This is a genomic window from Chitinophaga sp. (assembly GCF_019236475.1).
Taxonomy (GTDB): domain Bacteria; phylum Bacteroidota; class Bacteroidia; order Chitinophagales; family Chitinophagaceae; genus Chitinophaga.
Genome location: NZ_JAFAIX010000012.1, coordinates 1,032,357 through 1,056,734, shown reverse-complemented (window position 1 = coordinate 1,056,734; position 24,378 = coordinate 1,032,357). Strand labels below are relative to the sequence as shown.

General features: G+C 42.5%; 29 protein-coding genes. 2 read left to right on the top strand and 27 right to left on the bottom strand.

The window, feature by feature from the left end; translation table 11 throughout:
* Nucleotides 1-20 precede the first annotated feature (20 nt).
* On the bottom strand, nucleotides 21-659 hold the full coding sequence (locus tag JO154_RS20610) for an MBL fold metallo-hydrolase (protein ID WP_291949041.1): 639 nt from the start codon (nucleotides 657-659) through the stop codon (nucleotides 21-23).
* A 57-nt stretch (nucleotides 660-716) separates the two neighbouring features.
* On the opposite strand from JO154_RS20610, the gene JO154_RS20605 reads away from it, so the two are divergent.
* Nucleotides 717-4,145: a hypothetical protein gene (locus JO154_RS20605; RefSeq protein WP_291949040.1), complete on the top strand. Its 3,429-nt coding sequence runs from the start codon at nucleotides 717-719 to the stop codon at nucleotides 4,143-4,145.
* A gap of 149 nt (nucleotides 4,146-4,294) precedes the next feature.
* Here JO154_RS20605 and JO154_RS20600 read toward each other — a convergent pair whose 3' ends face one another.
* The 21 genes from JO154_RS20600 to JO154_RS20500 form a co-directional block, all read right to left on the bottom strand.
* Complete coding sequence (locus JO154_RS20600; RefSeq protein WP_291949039.1) at nucleotides 4,295-5,254, bottom strand: hypothetical protein; 960 nt, start codon at nucleotides 5,252-5,254, stop codon at nucleotides 4,295-4,297.
* A 124-nt stretch (nucleotides 5,255-5,378) separates the two neighbouring features.
* Nucleotides 5,379-6,359 (bottom strand): hypothetical protein, encoded by a 981-nt coding sequence (locus tag JO154_RS20595; RefSeq protein ID WP_291949038.1) that lies wholly within the window; start codon nucleotides 6,357-6,359, stop codon nucleotides 5,379-5,381.
* 125 nt (nucleotides 6,360-6,484) lie between these two features.
* Nucleotides 6,485-7,528: a hypothetical protein gene (locus JO154_RS20590; protein WP_291949037.1), complete on the bottom strand. Its 1,044-nt coding sequence runs from the start codon at nucleotides 7,526-7,528 to the stop codon at nucleotides 6,485-6,487.
* A gap of 23 nt (nucleotides 7,529-7,551) precedes the next feature.
* Nucleotides 7,552-8,547: a hypothetical protein gene (locus JO154_RS20585; RefSeq protein WP_291949036.1), complete on the bottom strand. Its 996-nt coding sequence runs from the start codon at nucleotides 8,545-8,547 to the stop codon at nucleotides 7,552-7,554.
* Between the two features lie 69 nt (nucleotides 8,548-8,616).
* On the bottom strand, nucleotides 8,617-9,228 hold the full coding sequence (locus JO154_RS20580) for a hypothetical protein (RefSeq protein ID WP_291949035.1): 612 nt from the start codon (nucleotides 9,226-9,228) through the stop codon (nucleotides 8,617-8,619).
* 1 nt (nucleotide 9,229) lies between these two features.
* Complete coding sequence (locus tag JO154_RS20575) at nucleotides 9,230-10,072, bottom strand: hypothetical protein (RefSeq protein WP_291949034.1); 843 nt, start codon at nucleotides 10,070-10,072, stop codon at nucleotides 9,230-9,232.
* Entirely contained in the window at nucleotides 10,069-10,551 is a 483-nt protein-coding gene (locus JO154_RS20570) for a hypothetical protein (RefSeq protein WP_291949033.1), read from the bottom strand. Before JO154_RS20570 ends, JO154_RS20575 begins: the two co-directional genes overlap by 4 nt.
* Nucleotides 10,551-11,405, bottom strand: coding sequence for a hypothetical protein (locus JO154_RS20565; RefSeq protein ID WP_291949032.1), 855 nt, complete (start codon nucleotides 11,403-11,405; stop codon nucleotides 10,551-10,553). The genes JO154_RS20570 and JO154_RS20565 overlap by 1 nt, the downstream gene beginning before the upstream one ends.
* 2 nt (nucleotides 11,406-11,407) lie before the next feature.
* Nucleotides 11,408-11,701, bottom strand: coding sequence for a hypothetical protein (locus JO154_RS20560; RefSeq protein WP_291949031.1), 294 nt, complete (start codon nucleotides 11,699-11,701; stop codon nucleotides 11,408-11,410).
* Nucleotides 11,685-11,981 carry a hypothetical protein gene (locus JO154_RS20555; protein WP_291949030.1) on the bottom strand — a complete coding sequence of 99 codons (297 nt, stop codon included), beginning with the start codon at nucleotides 11,979-11,981 and terminating at the stop codon, nucleotides 11,685-11,687. Before JO154_RS20555 ends, JO154_RS20560 begins: the two co-directional genes overlap by 17 nt.
* The gene (locus tag JO154_RS20550; RefSeq protein WP_291949029.1) at nucleotides 11,978-12,190 is read right to left on the bottom strand and encodes a hypothetical protein; all 213 of its coding nucleotides are present in this window, start codon (nucleotides 12,188-12,190) and stop codon (nucleotides 11,978-11,980) included. Before JO154_RS20550 ends, JO154_RS20555 begins: the two co-directional genes overlap by 4 nt.
* The gene (locus tag JO154_RS20545) at nucleotides 12,180-12,686 is read right to left on the bottom strand and encodes a hypothetical protein (protein ID WP_291949028.1); all 507 of its coding nucleotides are present in this window, start codon (nucleotides 12,684-12,686) and stop codon (nucleotides 12,180-12,182) included. Before JO154_RS20545 ends, JO154_RS20550 begins: the two co-directional genes overlap by 11 nt.
* On the bottom strand, nucleotides 12,667-13,668 hold the full coding sequence (locus JO154_RS20540) for a hypothetical protein (protein ID WP_291949027.1): 1,002 nt from the start codon (nucleotides 13,666-13,668) through the stop codon (nucleotides 12,667-12,669). Before JO154_RS20540 ends, JO154_RS20545 begins: the two co-directional genes overlap by 20 nt.
* Before the next feature lies 1 nt (nucleotide 13,669).
* The gene (locus tag JO154_RS20535) at nucleotides 13,670-14,212 is read right to left on the bottom strand and encodes a DUF6046 domain-containing protein (protein ID WP_291949026.1); all 543 of its coding nucleotides are present in this window, start codon (nucleotides 14,210-14,212) and stop codon (nucleotides 13,670-13,672) included.
* Between the two features lie 10 nt (nucleotides 14,213-14,222).
* Complete coding sequence (locus tag JO154_RS20530) at nucleotides 14,223-15,989, bottom strand: tape measure protein (protein ID WP_291949025.1); 1,767 nt, start codon at nucleotides 15,987-15,989, stop codon at nucleotides 14,223-14,225.
* Nucleotides 15,990-16,192: 203 nt separating this feature from the next.
* On the bottom strand, nucleotides 16,193-16,501 hold the full coding sequence (locus JO154_RS20525; protein WP_291949024.1) for a hypothetical protein: 309 nt from the start codon (nucleotides 16,499-16,501) through the stop codon (nucleotides 16,193-16,195).
* Between the two features lie 30 nt (nucleotides 16,502-16,531).
* Complete coding sequence (locus JO154_RS20520) at nucleotides 16,532-16,957, bottom strand: hypothetical protein (protein ID WP_291949023.1); 426 nt, start codon at nucleotides 16,955-16,957, stop codon at nucleotides 16,532-16,534.
* A gap of 33 nt (nucleotides 16,958-16,990) precedes the next feature.
* The gene (locus JO154_RS20515) at nucleotides 16,991-18,220 is read right to left on the bottom strand and encodes a DUF2586 family protein (protein WP_291949021.1); all 1,230 of its coding nucleotides are present in this window, start codon (nucleotides 18,218-18,220) and stop codon (nucleotides 16,991-16,993) included.
* Nucleotides 18,221-18,269: 49 nt separating this feature from the next.
* Nucleotides 18,270-18,734 carry a CHAP domain-containing protein gene (locus JO154_RS20510; RefSeq protein WP_291949019.1) on the bottom strand — a complete coding sequence of 155 codons (465 nt, stop codon included), beginning with the start codon at nucleotides 18,732-18,734 and terminating at the stop codon, nucleotides 18,270-18,272.
* A gap of 8 nt (nucleotides 18,735-18,742) precedes the next feature.
* A complete protein-coding gene (locus tag JO154_RS20505; RefSeq protein ID WP_291949017.1) occupies nucleotides 18,743-19,381 on the bottom strand; it encodes a hypothetical protein in 639 nt (212 codons plus the stop codon).
* A gap of 13 nt (nucleotides 19,382-19,394) precedes the next feature.
* Nucleotides 19,395-19,625: a hypothetical protein gene (locus tag JO154_RS20500; RefSeq protein ID WP_291949015.1), complete on the bottom strand. Its 231-nt coding sequence runs from the start codon at nucleotides 19,623-19,625 to the stop codon at nucleotides 19,395-19,397.
* Nucleotides 19,626-19,938: 313 nt separating this feature from the next.
* Between JO154_RS20500 and JO154_RS20495 the strand changes: the two genes are divergently transcribed.
* Entirely contained in the window at nucleotides 19,939-20,406 is a 468-nt protein-coding gene (locus JO154_RS20495) for a hypothetical protein (RefSeq protein ID WP_291949014.1), read from the top strand.
* 9 nt (nucleotides 20,407-20,415) lie between these two features.
* On the opposite strand, the gene JO154_RS20490 is transcribed toward JO154_RS20495, so the two are convergent.
* From JO154_RS20490 to JO154_RS20470, 5 genes are all read right to left on the bottom strand, one after another.
* Nucleotides 20,416-20,739: a hypothetical protein gene (locus JO154_RS20490; protein ID WP_291949012.1), complete on the bottom strand. Its 324-nt coding sequence runs from the start codon at nucleotides 20,737-20,739 to the stop codon at nucleotides 20,416-20,418.
* A 60-nt stretch (nucleotides 20,740-20,799) separates the two neighbouring features.
* On the bottom strand, nucleotides 20,800-21,030 hold the full coding sequence (locus tag JO154_RS20485; protein ID WP_291949010.1) for a hypothetical protein: 231 nt from the start codon (nucleotides 21,028-21,030) through the stop codon (nucleotides 20,800-20,802).
* 189 nt (nucleotides 21,031-21,219) lie between these two features.
* Nucleotides 21,220-21,600: a hypothetical protein gene (locus JO154_RS20480; protein WP_291949008.1), complete on the bottom strand. Its 381-nt coding sequence runs from the start codon at nucleotides 21,598-21,600 to the stop codon at nucleotides 21,220-21,222.
* Nucleotides 21,600-22,295, bottom strand: a complete 696-nt coding sequence (locus JO154_RS20475; RefSeq protein WP_291949006.1) for an ATP-binding protein — start codon at nucleotides 22,293-22,295, stop codon at nucleotides 21,600-21,602. The genes JO154_RS20480 and JO154_RS20475 overlap by 1 nt, the downstream gene beginning before the upstream one ends.
* Nucleotides 22,296-22,319: 24 nt before the next feature.
* Nucleotides 22,320-24,281 carry a Mu transposase C-terminal domain-containing protein gene (locus tag JO154_RS20470; protein WP_291949003.1) on the bottom strand — a complete coding sequence of 654 codons (1,962 nt, stop codon included), beginning with the start codon at nucleotides 24,279-24,281 and terminating at the stop codon, nucleotides 22,320-22,322.
* Nucleotides 24,282-24,378 lie beyond the last annotated feature (97 nt).

Below are 24,378 nucleotides of genomic sequence, written 5' to 3'. Positions count from 1 at the left end.
GTATATTTTACTTTTTCCGCTTATTGCAGGAAAGGATTGTTCTTTTTCTCTGCGCCAATATAGGTAGCAGGCCCATGGCCTGAGTATACTTTCACATCGTCTGGCAATACAAATAACTGGGTACGGATGCTGTTCAACAGGGTTTGATGGTCTCCTCCAGGCAGGTCTGTTCTGCCAATGCTCTGGTAAAACAATACATCCCCTGCAATTACAAATTTCTGCGCTTCACAATAAAATGATACACTTCCGGGAGAATGCCCAGGCGTCAGCAGCACTTTTAAGGAATTATCGCCAAAAGTGATGATTTCCCCCTCTTCCAGGTACCGACCCGGCATGGGAGAAGGCTCAAAAGGCAGATTATACATGGCGCCCGCCTGTTGGGAAAGGTCCAAAATCGTTTGTTCGTTGGGGTGAATCTCTGGTCTAACCTTGTACGTATCGGATACCAATTTGTTACCAAAAATGTGGTCCAGGTGGCAGTGAGTGTTCAGTAGCCTCGTAACAATTAGCCCCTGCGTTTGTATATATTGTAATATTTCTTTTCTTTCGTCCTGAAAATAACAACCCGGGTCTATAATTATGCATTCCTTTTTTTCGTTAATAAGCAGGTAGGTATTTTCCTGCAGCGGACTAAAGGTGAAATGGTGAAGTTCGATCATGTTACCCGTTTTTTAGCTAATTTGTAAACAGATCACAATATTATCAATACTTTCTGTATGAACAGATTTATTACCAGGTTATTATTCCACGGAGCCCTATTACTTGGAACGATGGTATCGTTTGCCCAGACAAATACCGTAGAATTCGGCCAGAATCGTGTGCAGTTCAAGAATTTCAAGTGGAGATACTACCAAAGTCGGCATTTCAATACCTATTTCGCCCAAAATGGAATGGAGCTTGGAAAATACGTGGTACAGATCGCGGAGAAGGAATTACCCCAGTTGGAACAGTTCATGGAAACCACACCCCGTCAGCGTATCAACATTGTGGTGTATAACAGCTTCGGCGAAATGAAGCAATCCAATATCGGTATTGGCCTCGATTGGCAAAATACTGGTGGTGTTACCAAACTAGTGGGCAACAAAATGATTGTTTACTTCGACGGTAACCATGAACACCTGCGCCAGCAAGTACGGCAGGGGATTGCCCGCATTATGTTGGAAACATTGCTATTTGGGGAAGATATCGGTGAATTTGCAGGAAATGCCGCCCTTATTGACTTCCCTAAATGGTTTACTGACGGCTTTATCGCCTATGCTGCCGAAAACTGGACCGCCCAGGAAGATGAAGAACTGAAAGCCATCATCCTCTCTGGCAAATATTCCAATTTCAATCAACTGGCTTATGATCACCCGCTGCTAGCCGGACATGCCTTCTGGTACTATGTGGAAGCCAAATACGGGAAAGATGCGGTACCCTACCTCATGTATATCACCCGTATCAACAGAGGGCTGAAAAAAGGTTTCGAACAAGTATTGAACCTAACACCGAAAAAAGCAACACAAGATTTCCTCGTATTCTACCAGAAAAGATATTTGGATGATAATAAACGTCGTAAAACTTCCGCTAAAGGCCGCACTATCGTTGCCCAAGAAGTCGGTAAATCTGATTACTTCCGTTTCAATCCTAATCCGAAAAATAACTCTTACGCTGTTGTAGAATTCCACAAGGGCCTCTATAAAGTACAGATTCAGTTGGGCTGGAATAAGCCTAAAGTGCTGTTGAAAAGCGGCGTAATGCAACTGGCTAACCAACTCGATCCTAATTATCCGCAGATGGCCTGGAACCCTAAAGGGAATCGCCTCGCCGTGATTTATGAACATGAAGGCAAAACGAAACTGATGGTCTATGACCTCGTTACCCGTATTACCTTGCGCCAGGATCTGCCACAATTTGACCGTGTAATCGACTTCAAATACATGCCTGTCATGGAAAATACCCTGTTGCTGTCTGCTGTAAAAAACGGACACACAGATATTTTCACCTATAACATCAGCAATTCCAAAACAGATCAGATCACCAATGATGTGTATGATGATCTCGATCCATCTTTTGCAGCATTCCCTGGTAAAAGCGGCATTATCTATTCTTCTAATCGCCCAGGTCCGAAAGGTCGTGGTAGCGATACTTCCATGCTGAACAATCGGTATAATATCTTCATGGTAGACAACTGGAACAAGAGTGCCGACAGGCAGATTACGCAGTTGACGGACATGAAGTATGGCAATGCGAGACTGCCCATGCAGTATAATACCATGCACTTTACCTTTGTTTCTGATGCAAACGGTATCCGTAACCGCTATGCTGGTTACTTCCACTCTCAAAGTGCAGGCGTTGATTCCCTCTTCTATGTAGGCTCAGAAATCCTGCATAACCCGGATAAAGAAGAGCTGGACTCTGCCCTGGCGGCCTATGGCTCTAGCGCGCCTGACTCCGTAGAAGCAGTTACTATTACCAATGATTCTACTTATACATTCCCTATTTCCAACTATCCATACGGTATCCTAGAATCCAGGATTACAGGCGAAAAAGGAGAGGTTTCGGAAGTAGTGAAGTATGGTGATATGAAACGTTTGATGAAGTTAAAGGTCGACACGACTACACTTGTCAGAAGGAACGTTTCCGCCAGAAACACGCGTTTCAGACAGGATCAAATGCACCAGGATAGTCTTCGTCAGGGTCTGCCAACGTTTATGGCACCTCGTAAGGATACCTCATCCCATCCGAACTTCTTCCAAAATGAATTTGGCGATGAACCGAAGGATACAACAGTGGCAGAAGTGGCGAAAGCCCCTGTTATGCAGAATGAATATGATGAGGTTACGGGTTTTAAACAACTTTCCAAGCAACAGCCATCTATTCTGAAACAGTCTAAACTGTTGCCTTATAAACTGAAATTTGCGTCGGATTATCTCATCTTACAGTTAGATAACTCCATCCTTATCAACAGGTACCAAGTGTTTACTGGCCCTCCAGGCAACAATCCTATCCGCCTGACTGATCCAGTAAATGGATTAATTCGTATAGGCGTAAGCGATTTATTCGAGGACATTAAATTCAACGGTGGCTTCCGTATTCCATCCAGTTTACAAGGATCTGAATACTTCTTTACAGCTTCCTACCTGAAAAAACGTTTTGATTATAAATTCACTTATTACAGGAAACTAGACAAAAACGGTGGTTTTAGTTATGTGGATGACCAGAACCAACAACAATTCCTGCCTACCAAGCTTATTACCAATCTCTATCAGGGAGAAATGCGCTATCCATTTGACCAGGTGAGGAGCATCCGCCTGCAAGTGGGATATCGTACCGATAAATTGGTGATAACAGCCAAGGATAAGCCTAGCCTGGCCGTGAAAGATTACAAAGAAAGCTATGTACTCGGCCGACTGGAATATGTATACGACAACACCATCAATCCAGCTATTAATATCTGGAATGGTACACGTTACAAAGTGTATATGGATGTCAATTCACAGCTTACCAATGGCGGTCTGAATGAGTTATTCAATCCTAATTCACCGGCTGCAAATGGTCGGTTTACATACAATTGGGGAGTGGATATTCGTCACTATGAGAAGATCTACCGCAACTTTATCTGGGCTACAAGATTCTCCATGGATATGTCCTGGGGCTCTCGTAAAATGATTTATTACCTGGGTGGTATCGACAACTGGTTGAATCCTCAGATCAATGGGGCTACTCCAGTAAATACCAATGTGAACTATGCTTATCAAACATTGGCAGAAAACCTCCGTGGTTACAAACAGAATCAGAAAAATGGTAATAATGTAATGTTGTTGAATACAGAGCTGCGTTTGCCTGTATTCGCCACCTTCATTGACAAACCAATCAACTCCGCCTTCCTGCGCAACTTCCAATTATTGAGCTTTATGGATATTGGTACTGCATGGAATGGATCGCTGAAATTTAAGGATTCCAACTACGGCAACTATGACAATGGTACCGGCGTAGTAACTCGTATCAAAGAAGGCTTCCTCGGACCATTCATCGCTGGTTATGGCTTTGGCGCCCGAACTACTATTGCTGGTTATTTCCTCCGTACAGATGCAGGATGGCCAATGACAGGCTTCTTTAAAGGAGGTCCTATTTGGTACTTCGGTATGGGTGTAGACTTCTAATCGTACATCATCTTATAAATATAAAACCTGCTCCTGGCGAGCAGGTTTTTTTATGGGTATAAGTGAGGGTATAATACAGGAAAAACCAGACGTCCGAGTGATTAAAGCGAAACGTCCGGTTTTGATGAAAGCCTTTATGGAAAGGGGTTCTATGGTGTGGCGATGGTGGGATCTTTGAGAATTATTTCGATGGTATTCCAGGTTTTATCATAGGGGATCTTAAAGAACTCCTTAAAGGTTTTTGTCTGATAGAGTTGATTATCGACATAGATTTCAGCAATTAAGTTTCGGATACTATACTTGGATACAGCCGTAGTTAGCAGTGCTTTCTCACCTGTTTGTGTGGTCAAAACTGGAGTGGCTCCAATACGTATACTATCGAGTGCATTAATTACTTGAATGGAGAGTTCTCTATTCCTTTGCGGCCATGCAAGTTCACTCAATACTCCCAATCTGTAATTGAGAGTATTATTCTTTAAAATCAATTTTTTCTTAGAAAGAGAGACATTCGGAGAGGGGTTAAAATAAAATTGATATCTCCCGGTTAATTCCTCTGCAAAAAGAGCTTGTGTATCAGAAGGCAATACAGGCCTATTAATTTCATTACCAAAAAAATTATCGTATTCATCTGATTTGGCCAAGGTAATAATAGTACTCCTGTTAGACAGTGGATTTTTATAATTCGATTTTAGAGAAAATGGAGGTTTTCCAAATACAAACTTCACGCCACTGCTCCCTGTAAGTAATAAAGGAGTTAAGGCTCCATCGCTGCTGGTTATCTCCACTAGAATTGTATCTATAGCATTGTAGTTATCATACGATAATGTAAAGACGTGTGGGTGTACAAACAGCATATCGATGATACCATCCATATCTATATTACTAGCGGTTATGTTAGGAGCCATGCTGTATTTGCGAGTTACAGGATCTAATGTCAAGAGGCTATCAGCATGTGATATACTGGTCAAACCTGGCAACCGCATTGAATTTGCAAAATATTTTTTCAGTGCGGCATCATTAGCGAGCACATTGGAACCACCTGCTACTATTTCATTTTCATCAGCAACATTATTAATCCAATGATTACCGATGGCTAATGAATCCTTCACCAGTAATCTGTTTACCACTGTTACATTTTGACAATATCCATAGGGCATGAGGATACTCAAAAAGAAGCAACTGAATATTATAATTTTTTTCATCATCTGAAATAGAAATAATTGTGGGGAATTCTTAGTCAACATTGTCCAGGATCAATTTCACCTTTTTCCAACTTGCATCAAGTGGATAACTTACATAAGTATTGCCGGGATTCTCAATATCATCCTCCATAAACAATACATCGTTCTTATACAGTTTATAATGCATTTTTGCAGTGACAGTATTGTCAGAATAATACCCGCCATACTGCCATACAAGGAGATTTAGAAAATTTATATCGATAGATGGGAGTAAATATTCGGAGTATGTTGTGATTTCTCCTGGTGTTACAGTGATAACTCCTGTTCCAAGACCATAAATAACCGGCCAGAAATTTCTTGTGTTGTTGACGATACTCATTTCCCGTCGACCAATGGTATCGCGGTAAGTCGGTTGTCCATTCGATTCGTTTTTGAATCTTATACCAAATTGTTGACGAATATTTTTTGCAACGTACTTGATAGTATCTCCATAGTTAGCCCATTTTTCAAAATAATTACGTCCAGGGAAGAACTGCACTTTTAATACTGGATCTGTTAGATAAATTTCGTCTGAGAAAAGCATATAATTTCGGCCAGGAGTATTATTAACACAAAAAAATGAAACGCTGAAGGGCGGCTTACCGTATCCATAGATTCGTGCAAATTGATTTCCTGCACATCGTTGACTGGTAGTGATTCCGTCACTACTGGTGACTGTAACGTGTAGTGAATCCAATACGTCAGCAGTCAGATCTGTAGTACTCATGATATTGAGTTCCAACATTTGTCGCTGAACAAGTACCGCTTCTACGAGATTCCTTAAACTAAACGTCGGAACCATTTCCATGGTGCCGGTGATCGGATTCCTGGAGAGTACACTATCTGTTCTATTAGTGGTTCCAGATGGAGCCAGTCCTACGAGACCATCAATAAAAGTACGAATTGCTGATGTTGTTGATAATGTTTGACTACTGGCTTGCTCAAGCTTTACGTCATTGTTGATGGCATTAATCTGACGATCCTTTAATGTCAATGACTCCTTTACCAGCACTCTATTGGAGCTCAGATTGCTCTGGCAGTTGGCCTGTAGGCAATTACAGAGCAGCCCTGCGAATAAACATATAATAAACCTTATTGAATGCATCATTTATAAATATTCTATTGGGAAACAATTGGCATATCCTCCACAACTAATTCTAAGCGTGATGAAGGATCATTAATTGGTACAAGAAACCCGTAGTAGGAGTCTGCTGTTACGGTATTGGTGAGTGTTTCATTTTCATAAACTAAGCAGCGCAGTGGGTGGTTATCAAGACCACAGAGGATTAATTCTCCTGTAGCTGACTTTAACACCTTCTGATAACCTACACCCAGTCCTGATCCATACCAAATTTTAAAGCGTAGCTCCTCATGAGGCAGGATTATATTAGTACCATCCGCTGAACGAATACTAATCATTCCAGACGTCCTATTTCTTACAGTTATAGGCATAATGACGCAATTTGGCAGCGAGTCTGAGAGGCGCATTTCAAAGAAAATATCACTACTGATACAGTTTTGCTTGAAATGGATTGTATCGTTATAGGCTGCAAAAAAGCGATTGAACGGCTGTCTACCATTCGGGTAAAAGGCGGACGTTATATCTAGTAGAACGAATTTTCCAGGGTGGCGATTTACCCAGTCTGTCTTCACGGTGAATGGGGCCTTACCTTTGGCATAATTCCAATCAGGATATGCACCATTAAAGGTGATAATGGATTTGATGCCGTCACTGCTCATACATTCTACATGAATGGTATCCTCCACAATCGTTACTCCGTTAACCAACGGTCCTGCGGATACTTTCAGCCAGGGGTTATGAGTTAAACCTTCAAACTGTTTAACAGCGGGTCTTGAAATCGGTGTAATCCCGAGCTTTCCCGTAGCCGGATCTATCGTAAGTGCGCTATCTCTTGCAGGCCCGGGAACCGGGCTTAAAGGGCTATTCCGAACATTATTCAGGATATAGCTTTTCCAAGCACCATCCGTTGAAATCGTACCCTCGTTGGTACCGTTCATGGTACTATCGGATCGTATCTCCCGAATCCAACGACCACCAATGCCCATGGAATCCTTTACCAGCAGGCGGTTTACTGTGGCATTACTCTGGGCCGATGCTACTGCGGAGAGTAGCATCAGGAAAACAAACAATCGTATTAACATGTAAAATAGATTAAGATGAAGGGTTAGATGTCTTCCAAAATAATTTCATAATCTGTCCAGGTCGGATCAATTTCAAAAACAAGATTATCATCCTTAAATGCATGCACCTCCTTAGTCATGTATAAAACGCTATTACGGTATACTTTGAACCTGATTGAACTAGTAATTGGCACGGCAGTAATGTACTTTCCATTAATGGCTGTATGAAAATCAAAACCCTGCAAACTACATTCCTTATAACCATTCTGGTCCAACCATAGGTTCGGCTGAGAAATCTCCTGACCCGGCATCAGGATTATATTTCCATAGCCAGATTTATACATATTAATCGATTGTGTGGCGGAATGATTCTTAACCCTTTCATTAACACTGATCAGGTGATTTTCAGGATATGTTCGTAACCATGACTCTATTCCAATTAATAAATTCCCTCTTAATCGGTCCGCAGTAATAACCGCCGTATTACCTGGTTTTATGAGAACAAAATTCGAATAATTCTCATAACCAATTACACTAGATTGTTCTGTTGTAGATAGATTGATGGCTAACACAGAGTCTGTAGTTACATTTTGAATAGCTACGTATAAGGAAAATGGTGGTTTGCCATAGACAGGAAAGGTCTCTTTGGGATGATACCCCGAAACATAGTAAGTGGATTTAATCCCATCACTACTTAAAAAGCTCAGGTTAAAATTAATTAAAGGCGTCATCCATTGACCGGTCCAAAAACGCACTACTACGTCAAGTGCATCTGGATTCATCATCATTTTTGCTATCTCAGATGGCGAAACGCCACCACCTCCGGATGTTGCATTATCTATATACTTTTTTATCGCTCCATCGGTGGAAACGCTTTGTTCACCAGCAGTTTGAAGTGTGCTGTCATTATTGATGCGCTTAATCCACTTTCCATCAAGAGATAGGGAATCTTTAATTACAATCCTGTTCGTACTGATATTACTCTGTGCCCATGTCAACTGGGTAAACAAACACAGTATCAATAAAAGAATTCTATTCATTTGGGGTAATTGGGGTAAAGATTTGGTGATGCCGGAATTTCCGGCACCATACCAAAGGATTAACGGATGTTATCTTTTATAATATCGTATTTGAACACTTCCTGTGATGCCGCTGAAGAAAAGATTCTTATCAGTGGAAGCTGCGAAGAGATCGAGTGATATAATGTTTCCTGCTTTACCTGTCAGTGGAAGCGTGTCCAGGAGGTCCTTTCCACCAAGGGTGGTACCTATACTCAGATTAATATCAGTAGTGGGAATCACCACAATTTTCTCCAGCAATCCCCCCAATCTCAGCACATAGCTGCTATCGGCAGTGTAAGTATTTTCCTCAATCGTATTGGATACAACCTTGCTTGCCAGCTTGAACACTGCAGCACTCGTAGCCAGGGTATCATTCTGGTTGAGATCAATGGCATCCGAAATATTATTGGGAATATTCCCCAGACCGACTTGCACTTTGGTTACTGCATGCGGATTGCCCTTGTCTCCCAGATGCGATTGTAATTGCTCATAATCTGCCTTGGCATTCAGCAATGCACGCAATCCACTGACATTATTGATATCGATTACATCTTCCAACTTGTGGAAGAAACTATCTATCAAGTCCCAGAACTGTTGCTGGGTGGGATAATCGCCGGTTTCGAACCAGCTTTTTAGTTTATTTCTATCCTGGATTGGCATATTAAAATAAGATTATTGCGTAATCAAACATTAGATAAACGTAGTTGTTAGCCATCTTTCGCGTACAGAGGACGAAGTTATAAGGGCCCAAACCCCGCACCATCCAAAACACATCGTTATCATTATCGAAATTGTTGGAATAACTACGAAGAGAGCCAGCAACTAAATACCGACCATATACAGGACCATTCGGAATGGTAATAGGAATATCTTTGTCCGTACTCTGATTGACAATGCCAGTGATATCCACAGAATCCATTCTTACAATTTTAGATGCCTTAGCAGTGGCTTTTGTAGTGGCAAGTACATTGCTGTCATTCAATGTTGGGTCATCGGAGATGGCGTTAGGAATATTTCCCAAACCAACCTGTTGTTTCGTTACGCCATGGGGATTATTCTTATTGGCTGCATGCAACCCGTAATTGTTGTTCAGCGCAGTAAGATTGCTATTCAGTTCTGTTAGGTTACTTTGCAATGCGCCGATAGTAGAAAGTCGGAACAGATCCGAAATAGGTCGGCCGCCACTACCAAATCTGGCATATCTGGTAAAATAAACAGTTCGGGAGATACCATCTGCAAAAGCTTCATTGCTGTTCTCATCTACTATGATGAATGTACTTTGCTTAGGACCTCCAACAAAAGGCAGTAATTCTCCATCCAGTACAATCCAGCCGTCCGAAAAAGAGGTACCGTTATCCTCCATACCAGAAATAATTACGTTATTGCCGCAAACTTTTGCCATACCGGAAATAGCATCTCTGTAGGAAGACTGCATGTATGACAGCAGATCCTGCGTAAGCGGGAATCCGCCAAGGTTGCCGAAATCCACTCTTTTATTACTCATGTCAATTGAATTTTATAGTCTTTACTAGCTAATTTGTAACTGTCAATGAATGCCCGCATTTCATCTTCCGCAAACCTTAATCCGGACGGCAGTAATACGAGGAAATCTACAGTCACACTATTCGTTTCTGTTTTCAGATAGAGGTTCAAAGGTTGCGTTTCGGATCTCCTGAATAGCATTAATGGTTTGTTCTCCGGCCGTTGGTAGATGAAAATCACTTCCTTCAGTAGTACATCGGCGATCCGTATACGTCGTTCTACGTAATCGTAACGATCATTAGCGGCTTTCTCTAGAGAAAATACCTGAGGGGTTATACTGATACGGTACAGGTTATTCTTTCTATTGGCTTTAAAATCATTATACAGCAATTGTACGGGGTATACCAGGGCATTCAGCCAAGCCTGCATCCGACTCTTTCTCAAGCCTGGAGGCAGCAGTAATGCTATCAGTCGGCGATAATCGATATCAAATATCTTCATTATATAAGGCTGGTTTGGGGAATGAAATTGATATCCAAATCATCCTTTTCACTCCAGATGCGTACATAGCCTGCATCTGGCTGATACATCAGATCAATGGATTTATAGGGCAAGTTGCCATAACGGGCCTCTGCACGGATAATCTGCGGAATTACCACGCCATCTACCTTTTGGAGGGCATCTGTAAGATAGGCCAGCACCAAAGAACCGTTGAAGGGTAGGGACATCAGGTATTCTCTTATGGCAGTTCGTACAGGATCTGAATCAGTGCCATCTAGCCTGGAGCCATTACTACCCAGTACCAATGGATTGTAATACACGTCTATTTTCATCCGAAGATCATCCGCCCTATCGGAACTGACGATGAGTCTTACTCCTGCATCTTTTACCGTATTCATATACTTCGTAAAGGCGATCAACTGATCCTTATCGAGTGTATCCAGATCATCTTTCTTAGTGGCTGCCTTTACCCTCAAAGACACGACACCTCTGCTATCCGGCTGTTCTACAATTGCGCAGAAATGCACAATTTTACTGGCTTCCACCTGATCATTGGGAATACCTGTATTATCATAAGTATCAGACTCCGCTGGGAGGTTAAAGCCATACTGAAATCGCTTTGCTTTTTCCGCGTACCATTTCAGACTATGTGGCTTCATTTTGGAAATCAGATCCGACACTTCTTGTTTATGCAGGTCAAACAATTGATCCAGCGTCCATTGACAGAATGCGACAACGTAAATGAATAAACGAAAAATGGATGTTTTGCTAACACTGTTCAGTAGTTTCAGATCTGGAGTATTATTAACCTTATCTACAATCAGTGACTGTATCTGTTCTATTGTTCTTGCCATTGTTAACTAATCTTGAAGTCTATACCAATGCCCATATACCCAATGCCACCGCGAGCTGTACTGGTGCTTTGCAGGGTGATGGAAGTACCCGGAAAAATTTGTTGCTGCTGATAGTAGGTAATGATGCTTTTGTTGACAGGCGTTACTTTGGTTGTTTCCAGTAACTGTCCGCCGATAAGTTCATCTGTGATACTAATATCATTTGCCTGCGCCATTTGAAATATGGCATCAGCGGCGCCTGATTCCCGCAAAACGATATCAAACAGACACTGCTGGGGTTTAACTGTGGTCGCCATAATATGCATCTATATTTAAACTGCCGGTCGCTTCCAGCCTGATCTCATTAATAATCATTCCATCCTTTTCAAATTCCATCTTGATTTCACCCAGTAAAACCCCGGGATTATCATCCTTCAGGAATCCCATAATGCCTACGCCAATAGCAGGATGTTCCCGCCAGTCGCCTTTATTAGCAATGAGTAACAGTTGTTGATGTTGAGACACGCTTTCACCTAACTGCAGATCACCCTCATAAAAAGCGAGATCATAATTATTGTCCAATAACACATCTATCATGATATCGTATAATTAAAGGTTCCCGATACTGGCCCGTTTGGAGCCACCAGACCGGCATTGTACATAATGCTGATCTGTTTTATTTCTTCAATCACCGCCTGCGCCAGTTTAGTGGCTATTCTATCCATAGCAGCGGCAGCATCTTTTTCTTCCTTTTCTTCACTAAAAGCGGCGCGGATCTTATTTTTCAGTCTGGTCTCATTCAGCATCTTTCAATAATTTTTCTACCCGATTTTTAATTTGTTCGAAAGTGGTACGATTTACTAGGTTAACGGTAGGTCCACTCTGTGTAGTAAAGCACATGTTCATGATACCGTCCAGGAGGTCATCCATAATTTTGCGCAAGGTTTCATTGTCTCTTTTCAACAAATAGCCTTCGCTGTCCATTTTCATAACGGTCTTACCGATACAATACAGAACCTGACTGACTTCATCCACCGCGATAACAATAAATTCATCGCTGTTTTCAATTCTGGCAATTTGTACCACGCTGTCTTTTACTGGCACCATTATCACCTTTCCACCGTCTTTTGCCACACTTTTGAGCCTTGCATCTGGAATCTCCAGGCCACTATCCAGGGTTACCGCGATTGTATTATCCTTTTCATTGAATTCGCCTGCTGTTGCGGGCAAGATGGTTAACGGACCATATCTGGAAGAAAAACTGGCCATCGCCTGCGCGATATCATTTATTTGCTTTGACATCTGAACTTAGTTTTGCACCAATTGTTACGGACCTTCTTGCGCCTTCCTTGCCATAGGTTACCTCTGTAGCCTGTACATAGTAGTTTCCATTTTTCTCTGGATGTTTCAAATCCTCAAAAGAGGCCCTGAATCCGGGGATACAATAGGGGACAAGGAAACATTCGATCTTGCCTTCATAACCTTCATACGAAAGCGTATAGGCATGCTTTTCAGCAATCTTTTCCAGAGATTTCTTTTCAGAAACACTGGGAATCTTCAGCAATTCCTCCTTAGCGTCTTTTTGTGAGCTTCCCACTTTTCCCTGCACTTTTTCACCATTTCTTTTATCACTGAGAAACCGTACAACGATCTTGTCTTTCCCACCATTTTTGAGCTTCAGCTCATCTGCCTTTATCACATTGAAGCCCAGTCGGTACTTTACATCAGCCTCCCTATGTAAATACATCAGGTTGGCGCTCAGTTCATCACCATTGAAGAAAAACTCTAGTTTGTAGTAGTTCTTCAATAACAGTAAGATTTCCGTCCTGGATTTTTCATGAATGGTTAATTTATCGATGGCTACATCCGGTATCTCTCCCAGCTTGATGGAGGTAGTTGCTGTTATTTCCTGCAACACCTTTTTCAGCGTAGTATTGATATAAACCTTATTGATATTAGAGCCTCCTCTAAGCTGATAAGCATAGCCCTCACACTCAATTTCCACAGGAGAAGTATGATTCACTTTTGTAACGAATCCCTTGAACTCATCTTGCAGTATATCATTATAACCCAGCCAGATACTCACTTCGTCGCCTTCTTTAAAAAGCAGTGCTGTATCCGTTTTATCATTTACGAGAATAGTACCGTTCATAATTTTCGCAGCATCCGGCATTTTGAAAACAGCCTTGTCTACAAAATCAAAAATGCTCTTGCTGATTTTTACAGATATAGGTTTGATGGCTTTGTATCTCCCTACATTTATCTCACTTGTTAACTTGAACATATTAAGACATCTCTAAAGTGTAAACATCATCGCTTTCCAGGGTCATTTCGTACCCTCTGGCATTGTGCACCCCACTGTTGGGTCTAAGCAGTTTGAATTCTGTTATTACCACGTTATGAGCACCACTGAGGAAAATATCCGAGATTACATTGCGCAATACCAGCGTAGTGCCAGGGGAAAACAATTCTTCCAGTCTGGTAATTTCTGTTTCAGGGAATACGTTGTTATTATTGACAGCTATCCCTTTGATGCTGATCTGATAATCCTCTCTGCCAGTGATCTCTTTTACCGTTCCTGGTTGTTCTGGCAGGGCCGTACGGACAATCGATTTCTTACAGGAGATCTCTATGGTAGCAAATGGCAACAAATAATTTCCTAGGGTAATCGGCAGAAAAAATTCTCTTCCATAGATATCCTTCTCGCGATAGGGTTGCCCCTTTCTGCTGTAAGTCTCTTCCGGCCTGGCCCATGCGATACTGTAATCCTGCGGGGGTTCATAGCCGAACACATCCCTGTATATTTCTTTTAAATCAAAATCCGCCATTGTTTACATTTTAATTGACAGGCATCGCATTCAGACTCAGTAATACTCTGCGCATTTCTTCCCTCACCAGGTTGCCCATTTCTTCTACGCCTTCTTTAGCGCTGAGTGCATGTACTTCCAGTTTTTCGATCTGTTTTCCGATATTGATTACAATGCTTCTGGGACCATTGTTATTGATGTTCTCAGCACGATTCTTAGGTTGCTCCGGTAAATCAGTTTTCAAGGTGCCGTATACGGTTGGTGAAACCTGCGTTCCGCCATTTCGTTGCGCGTCCTTTTGGATTTTAGCCAGTTCTTGTTCTCGCTTGAAATTCTCTCTGCTGGCCTTTTCCGCTTTATTAAAGGCTTCAACTGTTGCATTCGCATTTTGATGGGAATCCACCAGTCGCTTGTTAAATCCAGCCTGCACTTTATCTGCAGTTTCCCCAGCAGCGTTCATGGCGCCTTTCCAGTCCCCCTTGAAGATGAGCCCAAGTACTTTCACAGCTCCTTTCACTGCATCTACTGCTATCATGAAGGAATCGATGAGATAATCCTTTACCATCTTACCAAAGTTCTTCAAGCTACCACCGATACCATCGATAAATGCCCTGAACCCTTCCAATTTCTGATACGCTGTAATAAATGCACCACCTAGTAACATAACAAGCCATATAATTCTGGCGATTGGATTCATATTCATCACTAAGTTGAGCGCAGCCATAGCACCTCGCCAAACAGCCGTTACACCAGCGCCTATACTCATGCCTACGGCCATAATCCCAGCGCCTATGCCACCAATATTCATGGCCAATGCAAGACTGGTAACTGCCGTCGTCATCATCCACACACCTGTTTCACCATCCACCAACCCATTGATAAAATCAAGGAATACACCCGCCACTGGCCCAACTACACCTCCAAGTGAACTCATCATGTTTTGCAGCTTGCCGGTGACAATGTTCCATTTTCCATCAATCGTATTCGCCTGCTCATCCAAAAGGCCATTAAAATGGCCTCCCTCTGCAGTCGCTACCTGGAATGCACCGCGTACCATATCTACTGAAATACGGCCTTCATCCAGTCTTTTTTTCAGGGTAGTAACCGATATGCCTGATTGTTTGGAGATGATATCTAATGGGTCCAATCCTGCGGCTTTCAGCACACCCAAAGTATCTGAGGTGAGTTTGCCGCTTTCTTGTATTTTAACGAATGTATCTGTGAGCGATTTGAACTTCTCGTTATTACCACCACTGACATCTCCCAGCATGTACAACATCGGGATGATTTCCTTGGTAGCCATTCCGACATTCTTCAATGCTACCGCCCCAGGCATCAGCGCATCTATAGGAAGTGGGGTGAGGGTCTGCATTTTCTGCAACTCCTCCAACATGCCACTACCTTCCGCTTTACCAAAGGCCATTTTCATGGTGATTTCCTGCTGTTGCTTGGTTTTTGTTGCCTCCCACACTTTAGAAGCCCATTGGCCGAGTAAGCCGGTTACTTTTCCGGTGAAATCACTCGCATCCGGTGCCGCTCCTGCCGCTTTCTTCAATGTGTCATCTCCTCCGCCACATGGGCACGGACATGGTTCCGGACATGGACAGTTCCCCATGCTCAGACTCAAAGACTTTAAAGTCGCCGAAACTCTTTCTGCGCTTATAGCAAGACTGCTAAGCCCTTCGACGGCTCTTCCGCCACTGCCTTGATTACTAAATTGGGATAGCGTGGAGAGCGTCGGCGAAATAACAACTGCCAACCTGGTGAGTTGTTGTAACTCAACGGAAATTGCACTCATATCTTTTGTTTTGAAAGAATCTTCTGACTAATGCCATCAGAAGATTCTTTGTTTTGCTTCATTTTTGCGGATATTCTCGAGCATAGCCCAGTATTGTGCCCACATATCGTCATCTAAAGATGATGGGTCTATGCCCAGAAAATACCGCAACTGGAGGTCGATGTAGAGAACAAAGTTGCTACTAAAGTCTCCGTCGGCTTTTGCTAGCACTCCCCCAGTTCACCCTTTTTCTTATTCATCAAATCTTCAACAAAGTCGCTCAAACCAAAGTAGTAGCGGTCTTCCTTACGGATGCTTTCATCGCCACCCAGCCAGATACCATTGATAATGGTTTCATTGAATTTGGCAGGGCTAGAGGATACTTTAGTAGCAGCAAGACTGTAGATATCGCGGGTCACGGTACGCAGATAGCACACCTTACCTTCCACTTTGTAGGAATAAACTTTTCCGTGTTCATTTTTCCAGGCTTCAATTTGTTCTGCTGTAGCCTGTCCGATCAGTTGTTTTGACATAGTTTATTTTTTAAAGAGATTAATACCTAGTTAGGATTTTTTGATATTCATGCAGATGAAGGGGAGGGCCACTTCTTTGAATTTTTCTCCCTGCTTCATACCGTCTTCATAGTCGGTAAACTCAACGTTGAGGAGTTGATTCACTTGAATCTTGCTGTCATTGGAATAAGTACAGGTAATGCTGATCAGATGGGCTGGAACGTCTACGATATCATCGAATCCAGCTACTACAGCAGCTTCATTGAGCATATCAAATTCGCTTTTCAAAATAGTCAGCGTACCATCATACTTCTTATTACCACGCTGAACGGCTTGTGGAGTATTACCTGCGCCATAGATCACCTCTTTTTCATAGGATTTCTTGAAGGTAAGTCCGCGTAATCCGGAGATCTCACGACCGAATAACACCACTTTTACGTCTGCCCATTCAAACTCTCTGGAATCAAATACTGGCATATTGTTTTAAATTTTGTTGTGATAGAATGAGAATTAAACAGTGGTATATCCGAGATATACGTCGATGTATTTTACACAGCCTTTAGGTCTGATACGTACGAAGATGTATACATGGTTAGAAGAGAGGATATTGAGATTAGGGCTATCAATACCAGCAGCACTATACATACCTGCAAATTGCTCTGGATCAGGGTTTACCATCGCCTCAACAGCGGGACTTCCATCTGCATTACGACTAATCTCACCATTCATTCTCCGACCAATAGCTTCCTCAATGCGCAGTTCCAGTGCAGCTTCAATAGCCACGCTCAAACGTCCGTTTTTGTCTACTTCTACATCATCTTTCAATTCGTTGTAGTACACCTCATAAGCGATACGCACGGCTTTGTCGATTGTTCTGCCGTTGCGCAGGCTGGAGTAGTCGCTTGTTGGAGTACCCAGCATGTTATCGTCATTGAACAGATAGCCCGGTGCTGCTTCATTTCTCTCGAAAGCGATGAAACGCTTTTCCCAGATGGATTCCAGGTCTGCATTCTCCATAGCATCCGCGTTGTTGCTGCCCAATTTTACCACAGCGCTATCAGCGATAGCAAGGCTGCCGGATTTCACTCTTCCAATGTTGCGCATTACAGGCACTTTCGCTGCACGCCCCAGCGCTAACAATACTGCTGTTACACTGTTGTCATTCACAGTACCGAGAACGATACCAACATTGTCTTTTTTCTCTGCAGAAAAATCTTTCAGTTCTGATGCTTTCGTAAAGCCATAACCCTGTACAAATGCACGGAAAGGTTTACGGAGATCAAACCAGCTCTGTGCAAGGGTTTGCAGTGCAGATGCAGCTTTCACCACATCTTGATCTAACCCCTCTGTTACTACTGGTGTATAACCTGTGGCAGGGAATTTTGCCAGGGCCAGCAAGCTGATAGTACCACCTGCGAAATTGAGGAGCTTTTCAGCGATTGCAGGAGCTGCCATGTCTTCTAGCTTGGATGTCTGGGGAACAAACAGGCAATAGAGTTTAGAACCTTCCGGTGCTTCCGCAAAAAAACCTTCCTGGATGGCCTGTAGTGCCTGTACGTTCGCTGGCTGCGACAATGCATCTGCTGCCTGCTTTTTACTTCTGATAAGTACAGGGGTATTGTAACCAGCTACTGGCGCTTGGGCCACAGCCACGATAAGACCGGCAACGCCGTCTACACTGGGAGCTAATCCGCCCAGATTTCCATTGGTTGTTGAGATATTTACTTTAGGTCTTGCCATTTCTCATTATTTGTAAAATGGATATATAATAATTGATATGAAAACTATCTTAATCAAGCAGGATAAAACCTTTTATGGTGGCCAGTTTACGCCGTCTAACGGCTACTTCATATCCTTCTCTGCTACCGTCATTATTGGTGTTTCCTTCTACCGTGTGAATCGTGTCTTTCTCTACCTTAATCACAAACCCTGTATGTCCGAAACCATTACCATAATCCATGATAAAAATGGATCCGGGTTTTACGGCGCCATAACTGGTTACTTTCTTTAAACTGGTGGTACGCCATTGCAGCAATACGCCTCCTGTTTTTACCAGCCCATTTTTTACGCCGATCGCTTTGCAGGCTTGCTCTGTACACCAGTAAACAAACGCCATACACCAAGAGGCACCAGGACCAAGACCTACACTTTTCAGGTATTGATTTACTTCTGGTCCGCTGTTACTTCCTTTAGGATGCTCTGCAACACCTTCCTGACTAAGGGCTACTGCCAATACTTTTTCTGAGAGTGTCATGAGTTAATTTAAAATCTTATAATGTTGTATTGTATGCCCACACCTACGCTCCATGAAAATTTACCGCCAGCATAGTGATAGCCTAATGAAGGACCTATAGAAATCCGCATAGGCGCTTGTTTCCGTGATCCGGTACTGATGGCTGAAAGGCCGCTGATACTGGTATGGGGATTAGCACTGAAACCATCCATAAATTCCTCTTTGCGAAACAACCCTTTCTTTTTCCAGTAGTTAACAAACCAAATGCTATCGCGCATGGCGTAGGAGAGCATTAGAGAGTCGTTCCATTTTCCGTGAATACTGATCCATTTATCCTCATAGTCAAACTGAAGTGTATCCGCTGGTTTCACTTGTTCTTTGATAAAAATGGTATCTCTTGTAATCGTGCTGGCAGCAGTAACATGCAGTACCTGCTTTTCCGGAATAGGTGTTTTACTAATAACGTTTTTAATTGTTGCAGTGCCAGGCAATACAGGTTTTACAGGGGTTACCGTATGTTGCAAACCTGATTTATCCTCATAATGTTTCAATATAGGCGTCTCCGTTATACTACTCTCCAATAGGCTGATACGCGCCTGCTGCATGCAGGATCTGAATAATAACAGTACAATTAAAATGGAGCTAACAAACAATGCTGCGTTTTTCACAGGCAGGGATTTATTATTCACCTTCAACAGCTACAGCAGCTACCGCTACCATCACTGATCCGGCAATGAAAAGACCTTTAGCGATTTCCATCAATACACCCGGCATATGTACATCTGCCACTGCTGGAGCCAGAATAGCTCCTGATCCGGCCATCAGTACTTTACCGGCAATTTTTATCTTCCTGAAAAATCCCGGGGTAGGGGAGGCAATTCTTTCTTTGGCTTCATCGATAAATTTTTTCATCTGTGGTGCTTCTGGGTCAACGATTCCCGATACCGGCTCCCCATCTTACAGGATGGGGAAAGATCCGGGCGGGGTTCACGGCTTATATGTACAACTGATCTGTTCAACTTCTTATGTGTACAATGTTCTACCGTTAATACATCACAAAGATGCATGCTTCTCAATGCCTTGCCAAATGGGGTTTTGACCATACTTCATTTGAAATAGTATCATACTCCACTTAGTGAGGCATCATAACAGAATGAATTTTATTAAACCCCGCGATACATCAAATTTGCAGAGACATCTTTTTTAAAACCTAACAGCAATAAATATGAGTAGTGTATTTGGAGATTTTACCGCTAATATGATCAATCGGATCAAACAGGTCGTTCCGGTGCAAACCACGGTAGCACAGGATTTCGGACAACTGGAACAATTTGACCCTGCTACAGGTCCTAAAATAACATTGCCCTGTGTGCTCATCGATTTGAAGGAGTTTACCTGGGAGGATTTGCCAGACAACAATCAACTGGGACAGGGATTCCTGCAAGTACGCATAGGCATTGACCCCGAAGTTAGCACCGCAGCGCAGTATTATGAATTACAACAGCAGGTACATCAGTGTTTGCAAGGAAGCAGGGATGGAGTATCATCCGGATTACATAGGAGGAGTAGTAATACCGAAGCGAGAAATAACAAGTATTGTATAACTGTAGTGAGATACGAACTCTCGATCAGGGATACCGTTACAGGGAAAAAGGGGATTAAGACGCCTGTACCTGAGCCGATTGTTCACTAGCCATAGTAGTTATTTCCAGACCATCCAGGGATAACGTTTACGAAGATCGTTGAGAGATGGTTGTTGGGTAGTCAATTGTTTGAGCAACTGGAAATTATTTTCCAGTTGCAATCTTTCTATAATAGTAGATCCAGACAAATCAAATTCTTCGGAGAGCAGTTGAATGATTTCGTCATATCTTTTTTTACTGATACGCAGGTAGTAATAATGCCGATGCACTAATCGTTCATCCCTACGGGCAATCAATTCACGGTTTCTACCGGGTGTACGGCGGGTCGCATCTTCAGATGCCGTTGTTAATAATTGCGAGAATAATGTCTGTACTCCTTTCACATAACAAAAATAAAAAATGCTCCCCTTACGGGGAGCATTAAGATGTTGACGGAGGTAATCTCAGCATTTGTAAAGCTGTTCCATTTGCTGTTCTTCCGGAAGCATACTGGATAGTAAATCCAACAGGTAAATATTTGCCTGCTTCACCTGATCAGGAACTTCGTCAGGATGAGTAAGGCTGTATCTCACTGTTTGAATGATGCCCTGCATCAGACCCATATGCATGCTTTCCGGACTAAGAGTAGGAATATACAATAACAGACCTTCATTTTGATAATTCACGTTCTTCATGTTTACTTGTTATTGACCAGCACCTACCATTCCCGCTGCTGTAACTCGCCAGGTATAGCTACTGAAATTCATTCAGGAGTTAATAGGGTATTCCGGTTATTGGTTAAGGAAAAAGGATTAACAGTTTGTAGTCAGAATATAGTTATGACGGATTAACAGCTACAATTCAAAAGCATTTCATGTTTCACTTTATTTACGACGAATATACTGCTTATTTTCGAACATTTCTACCGGTAATTCGTCGATACTTTTCATGATACTGCGAATAGATTTCAGCCAATAATTAACAAATAATTCATCCTTTGTTTGCAGGTGTTTGATGGCTTCCGAATTATTGTAATGAACGGCCGGCCTACTACGCCCAATAAGCGCTCCTATCTGGGAAAAAGAAAGATCAGAAAAAGAGCAAAACAGATGACAAATAACCTGTCTTGCACAGGCAACTTCTTTGGAATTTCTACCCAAAATTAACACTTCCTTACGCAACTGAAGTGCGTGACAAATACCTGTCATTAATTCATTCGCAAGGTGAGGATATTGGGTACAAGGAAAAATAATTTTTCTACGCATTATTTATTGTTTTGGGGTGACAAATTTTTTCTTCTTCTCTTGTGAATTTCTCTTTCTAAGCGTCGTAGATCTCCTTCGCAATCATGATACACAGCAGTGATGGTTTCTTCATCGGATATACTGTTGGCAGCACATATCGCAGCAAGCTCTTTTTTGCTGACAGCACTCAGTGGAATAAACCGCCGGCCTATCCTGGAAAATATTTCCGCATATCCTTTCCTGTTGAGTCGGCGTCCTCGTTCTATCCGTTGTGCTAGATGCGGCGTGGCCATCAGAATGATCCCACAGTGCCCCTTCAGTAGATTATAGAAGGATATAAAAAAGTACAATACCTGGTCACTTAACTTATCCGCTTCATCGATAATGAGCAATGGGCTTTCCTGCTGAAACAGGGCATGGACGGTGGTATCCATCATTTCCGCAACATTATTGCCGGGCTGCTGTACCCCAATTGCCTGCAATAGTTTCTCCAGGAAGGCTTTCCGGTTCCAATACTCCGCACATTCCAGGTGATAAACGGTTTTATTTTCGTTGGCAAACCATTTGGCGGCAAATGTTTTTCCGCAGCCAGCATTACCGGTGATGGCAAAAACATTTCCATAGGTCTGCGCATCCTGGAAATAGGCGATCAGTGTATTAAAGGCAATAGTTTCCGCCATCGCCCACGGTTGTGGTGCAATCTTTTTAAGTTTCATATTTAAATTGATTATTTAGTGAGACTACATTAGATCAAGTGGGTCAAAATCCGCTGGGGGCAAAACAGGGGTATGTAATGCAAGCGTTTCCGCTGCCTGCTTGGTTTCTTTAATCATAACCTGGGCTTGCAATAGGCCAACAGCATCCGTCTGATGTTGCGCCAGCAGGGCAGCTCTATCTTTCTTCTTATCCATAATCTGCTGCACCAGGGCTTTCTTCTGTTGCAACAGTTGAAACAGTCGCTCCTTGTCACCAGGCTGGTAATCAGCTCTTGCCGACGGTAGCTTTTCATAGGCTTTGGCAATAAAGCGCAATTGGTGATCATCCGTTACCAATACACGCGAAAAATCAAGTGGATCATATATCACCTGCACTTTTCTTCCTACATGTTGCAGATATAATTCGTCCGGAATCTGGTATTCATAAGGTTTTCCATGAATAGTCAGTCGTATACCTCCGTTGGTAATGGTATTGGTATATTCATGTTTAACGCCAAATAAGCGCAACAATTGCTCCTCTGATATACAACGCTCCTGAGAGATATCACTGCCCAAGAATGCGGCCTTCCAAGTTGCTTGCCTACTCATTCCTGTTTTGGGGTCCGTTTCTTGTCTTAATCCTTCTATAAACGATTCCAGGATAGTAATACTTTCTTCTTTATGAGGAAATTGTGTTTTGGCGCTCGCTACATGATCAGGATTAAGTCTGAAATCAGAAGTAATATTGTTGCCGGCATAGTTCTGAAACCGGCGTAAATGTTGATGCCATTGCTTTCCAAAGGAACGCTCGATGTACTTCCCTCTGGGCGATTTCGCACTAGCAGGAAAATACTCCGCATCAATACTTTGATAAAAGGGCAATAAGGCCTTCAAATTCCACCTATCTGTCTGCAATTGATGTGGCATATACCAGGCGCCGGTGAGCGTGTATATATGATGCATGGCATCCAAATAAGCCATTTTAACCAAGTCTGTACTGATACTATCAGCATAACAATATCCTAATGGGTAATCATTGAATGCGTCGCTAATGATCACTGCTTTAAACCGGTGATAGTACTGTATATGCAACTTACCTTGCGCATTCAGTTGTTCATCTCGGAAATACAGATCAATATCATTATCATCAGATCCTACGAGCAACAGCGGCGCAGAAGGCCGGTTACGCTTCGTCTGACGGCCATATTGATTATACCAGGCCGCATTCCCTTCTCGGAACAACTGCAGTTGGTACCGGTTATTACGGCGGTAATTACCCACCGTTCCGGTACTGATACTCGGATAATTATGCTGATGGGCCCATTTGTTATACGCAGTGGCAATCACGATATCATCGTGCTGGTTTGGATGTGCGATGAGTTCAAACAACACCGCTTCAGACAGTTTATCTTTTATTTTAATACTGTTCTGATTACCAAAACGCCAATCAATAAGCGCTGCATAGCCTGCGTCCTCATAAGTCTTCAGTTTATCGGTCAATCGCCTGTAACTATGAGGCAACTCAATACTATGCGCAACGATCATCTCCAGCACTACTTTCCAGAACTCTTCCATAGTAAGCCCCAACTGCTTTTTCACGTGCCGTTTGTTATCTCGCATTTCCAGGAGCATATTGAGCCAAGAAGCAGCCTGCGTATAGTTGGTAACATGAGTAGGAGGGAGGCATTTATGGGTATCATAACGGTATTCCAAGAAGAAACTCTCCGCTTTCATATCCTTCTTTATAAGCTGTAGCAGTGGCTGTTTGGCTACATACGCATAGGGATTCCCATATTTCTCCAGGATAAGTTGTTTGTAATTTTCTGGCAGCGTTTCATAGACGATTAATACAGATCGTCCGTTTCCGCCACGTTCCAGTACTTCTATTCTATTTCTCTGTTTAAGCGAATCATAGGTACCTTTGGGCACCAGTCCATCGGGCGACTGACTAGTACGTATAAATTCCTGCCCTTCTATACAGAGCCTATTGAGGGTATCAAACTTCATGGTGTAACAATCTAATGGATGACGCAGGAGGTATAGTAATAATTTCTATTTTTACTAACTGTTCCCTGATCAGATAATATCAAAAATATAACTTTTC

Excerpts from the sequence above, each read along its gene's own strand:
- JO154_RS20610 (WP_291949041.1), bottom strand. The coding sequence starts at position 659 with ATGATCGAACTTCACCATTTCACCTTTAGTCCGCTGCAGGAAAATACC.
- JO154_RS20605 (WP_291949040.1), top strand. The coding sequence starts at position 717 with ATGAACAGATTTATTACCAGGTTATTATTCCACGGAGCCCTATTACTT.
- JO154_RS20590 (WP_291949037.1), bottom strand. The coding sequence starts at position 7,528 with ATGTTAATACGATTGTTTGTTTTCCTGATGCTACTCTCCGCAGTAGCA.
- JO154_RS20585 (WP_291949036.1), bottom strand. The coding sequence starts at position 8,547 with ATGAATAGAATTCTTTTATTGATACTGTGTTTGTTTACCCAGTTGACA.
- JO154_RS20580 (WP_291949035.1), bottom strand. The coding sequence starts at position 9,228 with ATGCCAATCCAGGATAGAAATAAACTAAAAAGCTGGTTCGAAACCGGC.
- JO154_RS20575 (WP_291949034.1), bottom strand. The coding sequence starts at position 10,072 with ATGAGTAATAAAAGAGTGGATTTCGGCAACCTTGGCGGATTCCCGCTT.
- JO154_RS20570 (WP_291949033.1), bottom strand. The coding sequence starts at position 10,551 with ATGAAGATATTTGATATCGATTATCGCCGACTGATAGCATTACTGCTG.
- JO154_RS20565 (WP_291949032.1), bottom strand. The coding sequence starts at position 11,405 with ATGGCAAGAACAATAGAACAGATACAGTCACTGATTGTAGATAAGGTT.
- JO154_RS20560 (WP_291949031.1), bottom strand. The coding sequence starts at position 11,701 with ATGGCGACCACAGTTAAACCCCAGCAGTGTCTGTTTGATATCGTTTTG.
- JO154_RS20555 (WP_291949030.1), bottom strand. The coding sequence starts at position 11,981 with ATGATAGATGTGTTATTGGACAATAATTATGATCTCGCTTTTTATGAG.
- JO154_RS20550 (WP_291949029.1), bottom strand. The coding sequence starts at position 12,190 with ATGCTGAATGAGACCAGACTGAAAAATAAGATCCGCGCCGCTTTTAGT.
- JO154_RS20545 (WP_291949028.1), bottom strand. The coding sequence starts at position 12,686 with ATGTCAAAGCAAATAAATGATATCGCGCAGGCGATGGCCAGTTTTTCT.
- JO154_RS20540 (WP_291949027.1), bottom strand. The coding sequence starts at position 13,668 with ATGTTCAAGTTAACAAGTGAGATAAATGTAGGGAGATACAAAGCCATC.
- JO154_RS20535 (WP_291949026.1), bottom strand. The coding sequence starts at position 14,212 with ATGGCGGATTTTGATTTAAAAGAAATATACAGGGATGTGTTCGGCTAT.
- JO154_RS20530 (WP_291949025.1), bottom strand. The coding sequence starts at position 15,989 with ATGAGTGCAATTTCCGTTGAGTTACAACAACTCACCAGGTTGGCAGTT.
- JO154_RS20525 (WP_291949024.1), bottom strand. The coding sequence starts at position 16,501 with ATGTCAAAACAACTGATCGGACAGGCTACAGCAGAACAAATTGAAGCC.
- JO154_RS20520 (WP_291949023.1), bottom strand. The coding sequence starts at position 16,957 with ATGCCAGTATTTGATTCCAGAGAGTTTGAATGGGCAGACGTAAAAGTG.
- JO154_RS20515 (WP_291949021.1), bottom strand. The coding sequence starts at position 18,220 with ATGGCAAGACCTAAAGTAAATATCTCAACAACCAATGGAAATCTGGGC.
- JO154_RS20510 (WP_291949019.1), bottom strand. The coding sequence starts at position 18,734 with ATGACACTCTCAGAAAAAGTATTGGCAGTAGCCCTTAGTCAGGAAGGT.
- JO154_RS20500 (WP_291949015.1), bottom strand. The coding sequence starts at position 19,625 with ATGAAAAAATTTATCGATGAAGCCAAAGAAAGAATTGCCTCCCCTACC.
- JO154_RS20495 (WP_291949014.1), top strand. The coding sequence starts at position 19,939 with ATGAGTAGTGTATTTGGAGATTTTACCGCTAATATGATCAATCGGATC.
- JO154_RS20485 (WP_291949010.1), bottom strand. The coding sequence starts at position 21,030 with ATGAAGAACGTGAATTATCAAAATGAAGGTCTGTTATTGTATATTCCT.
- JO154_RS20480 (WP_291949008.1), bottom strand. The coding sequence starts at position 21,600 with ATGCGTAGAAAAATTATTTTTCCTTGTACCCAATATCCTCACCTTGCG.
- JO154_RS20475 (WP_291949006.1), bottom strand. The coding sequence starts at position 22,295 with ATGAAACTTAAAAAGATTGCACCACAACCGTGGGCGATGGCGGAAACT.
- JO154_RS20470 (WP_291949003.1), bottom strand. The coding sequence starts at position 24,281 with ATGAAGTTTGATACCCTCAATAGGCTCTGTATAGAAGGGCAGGAATTT.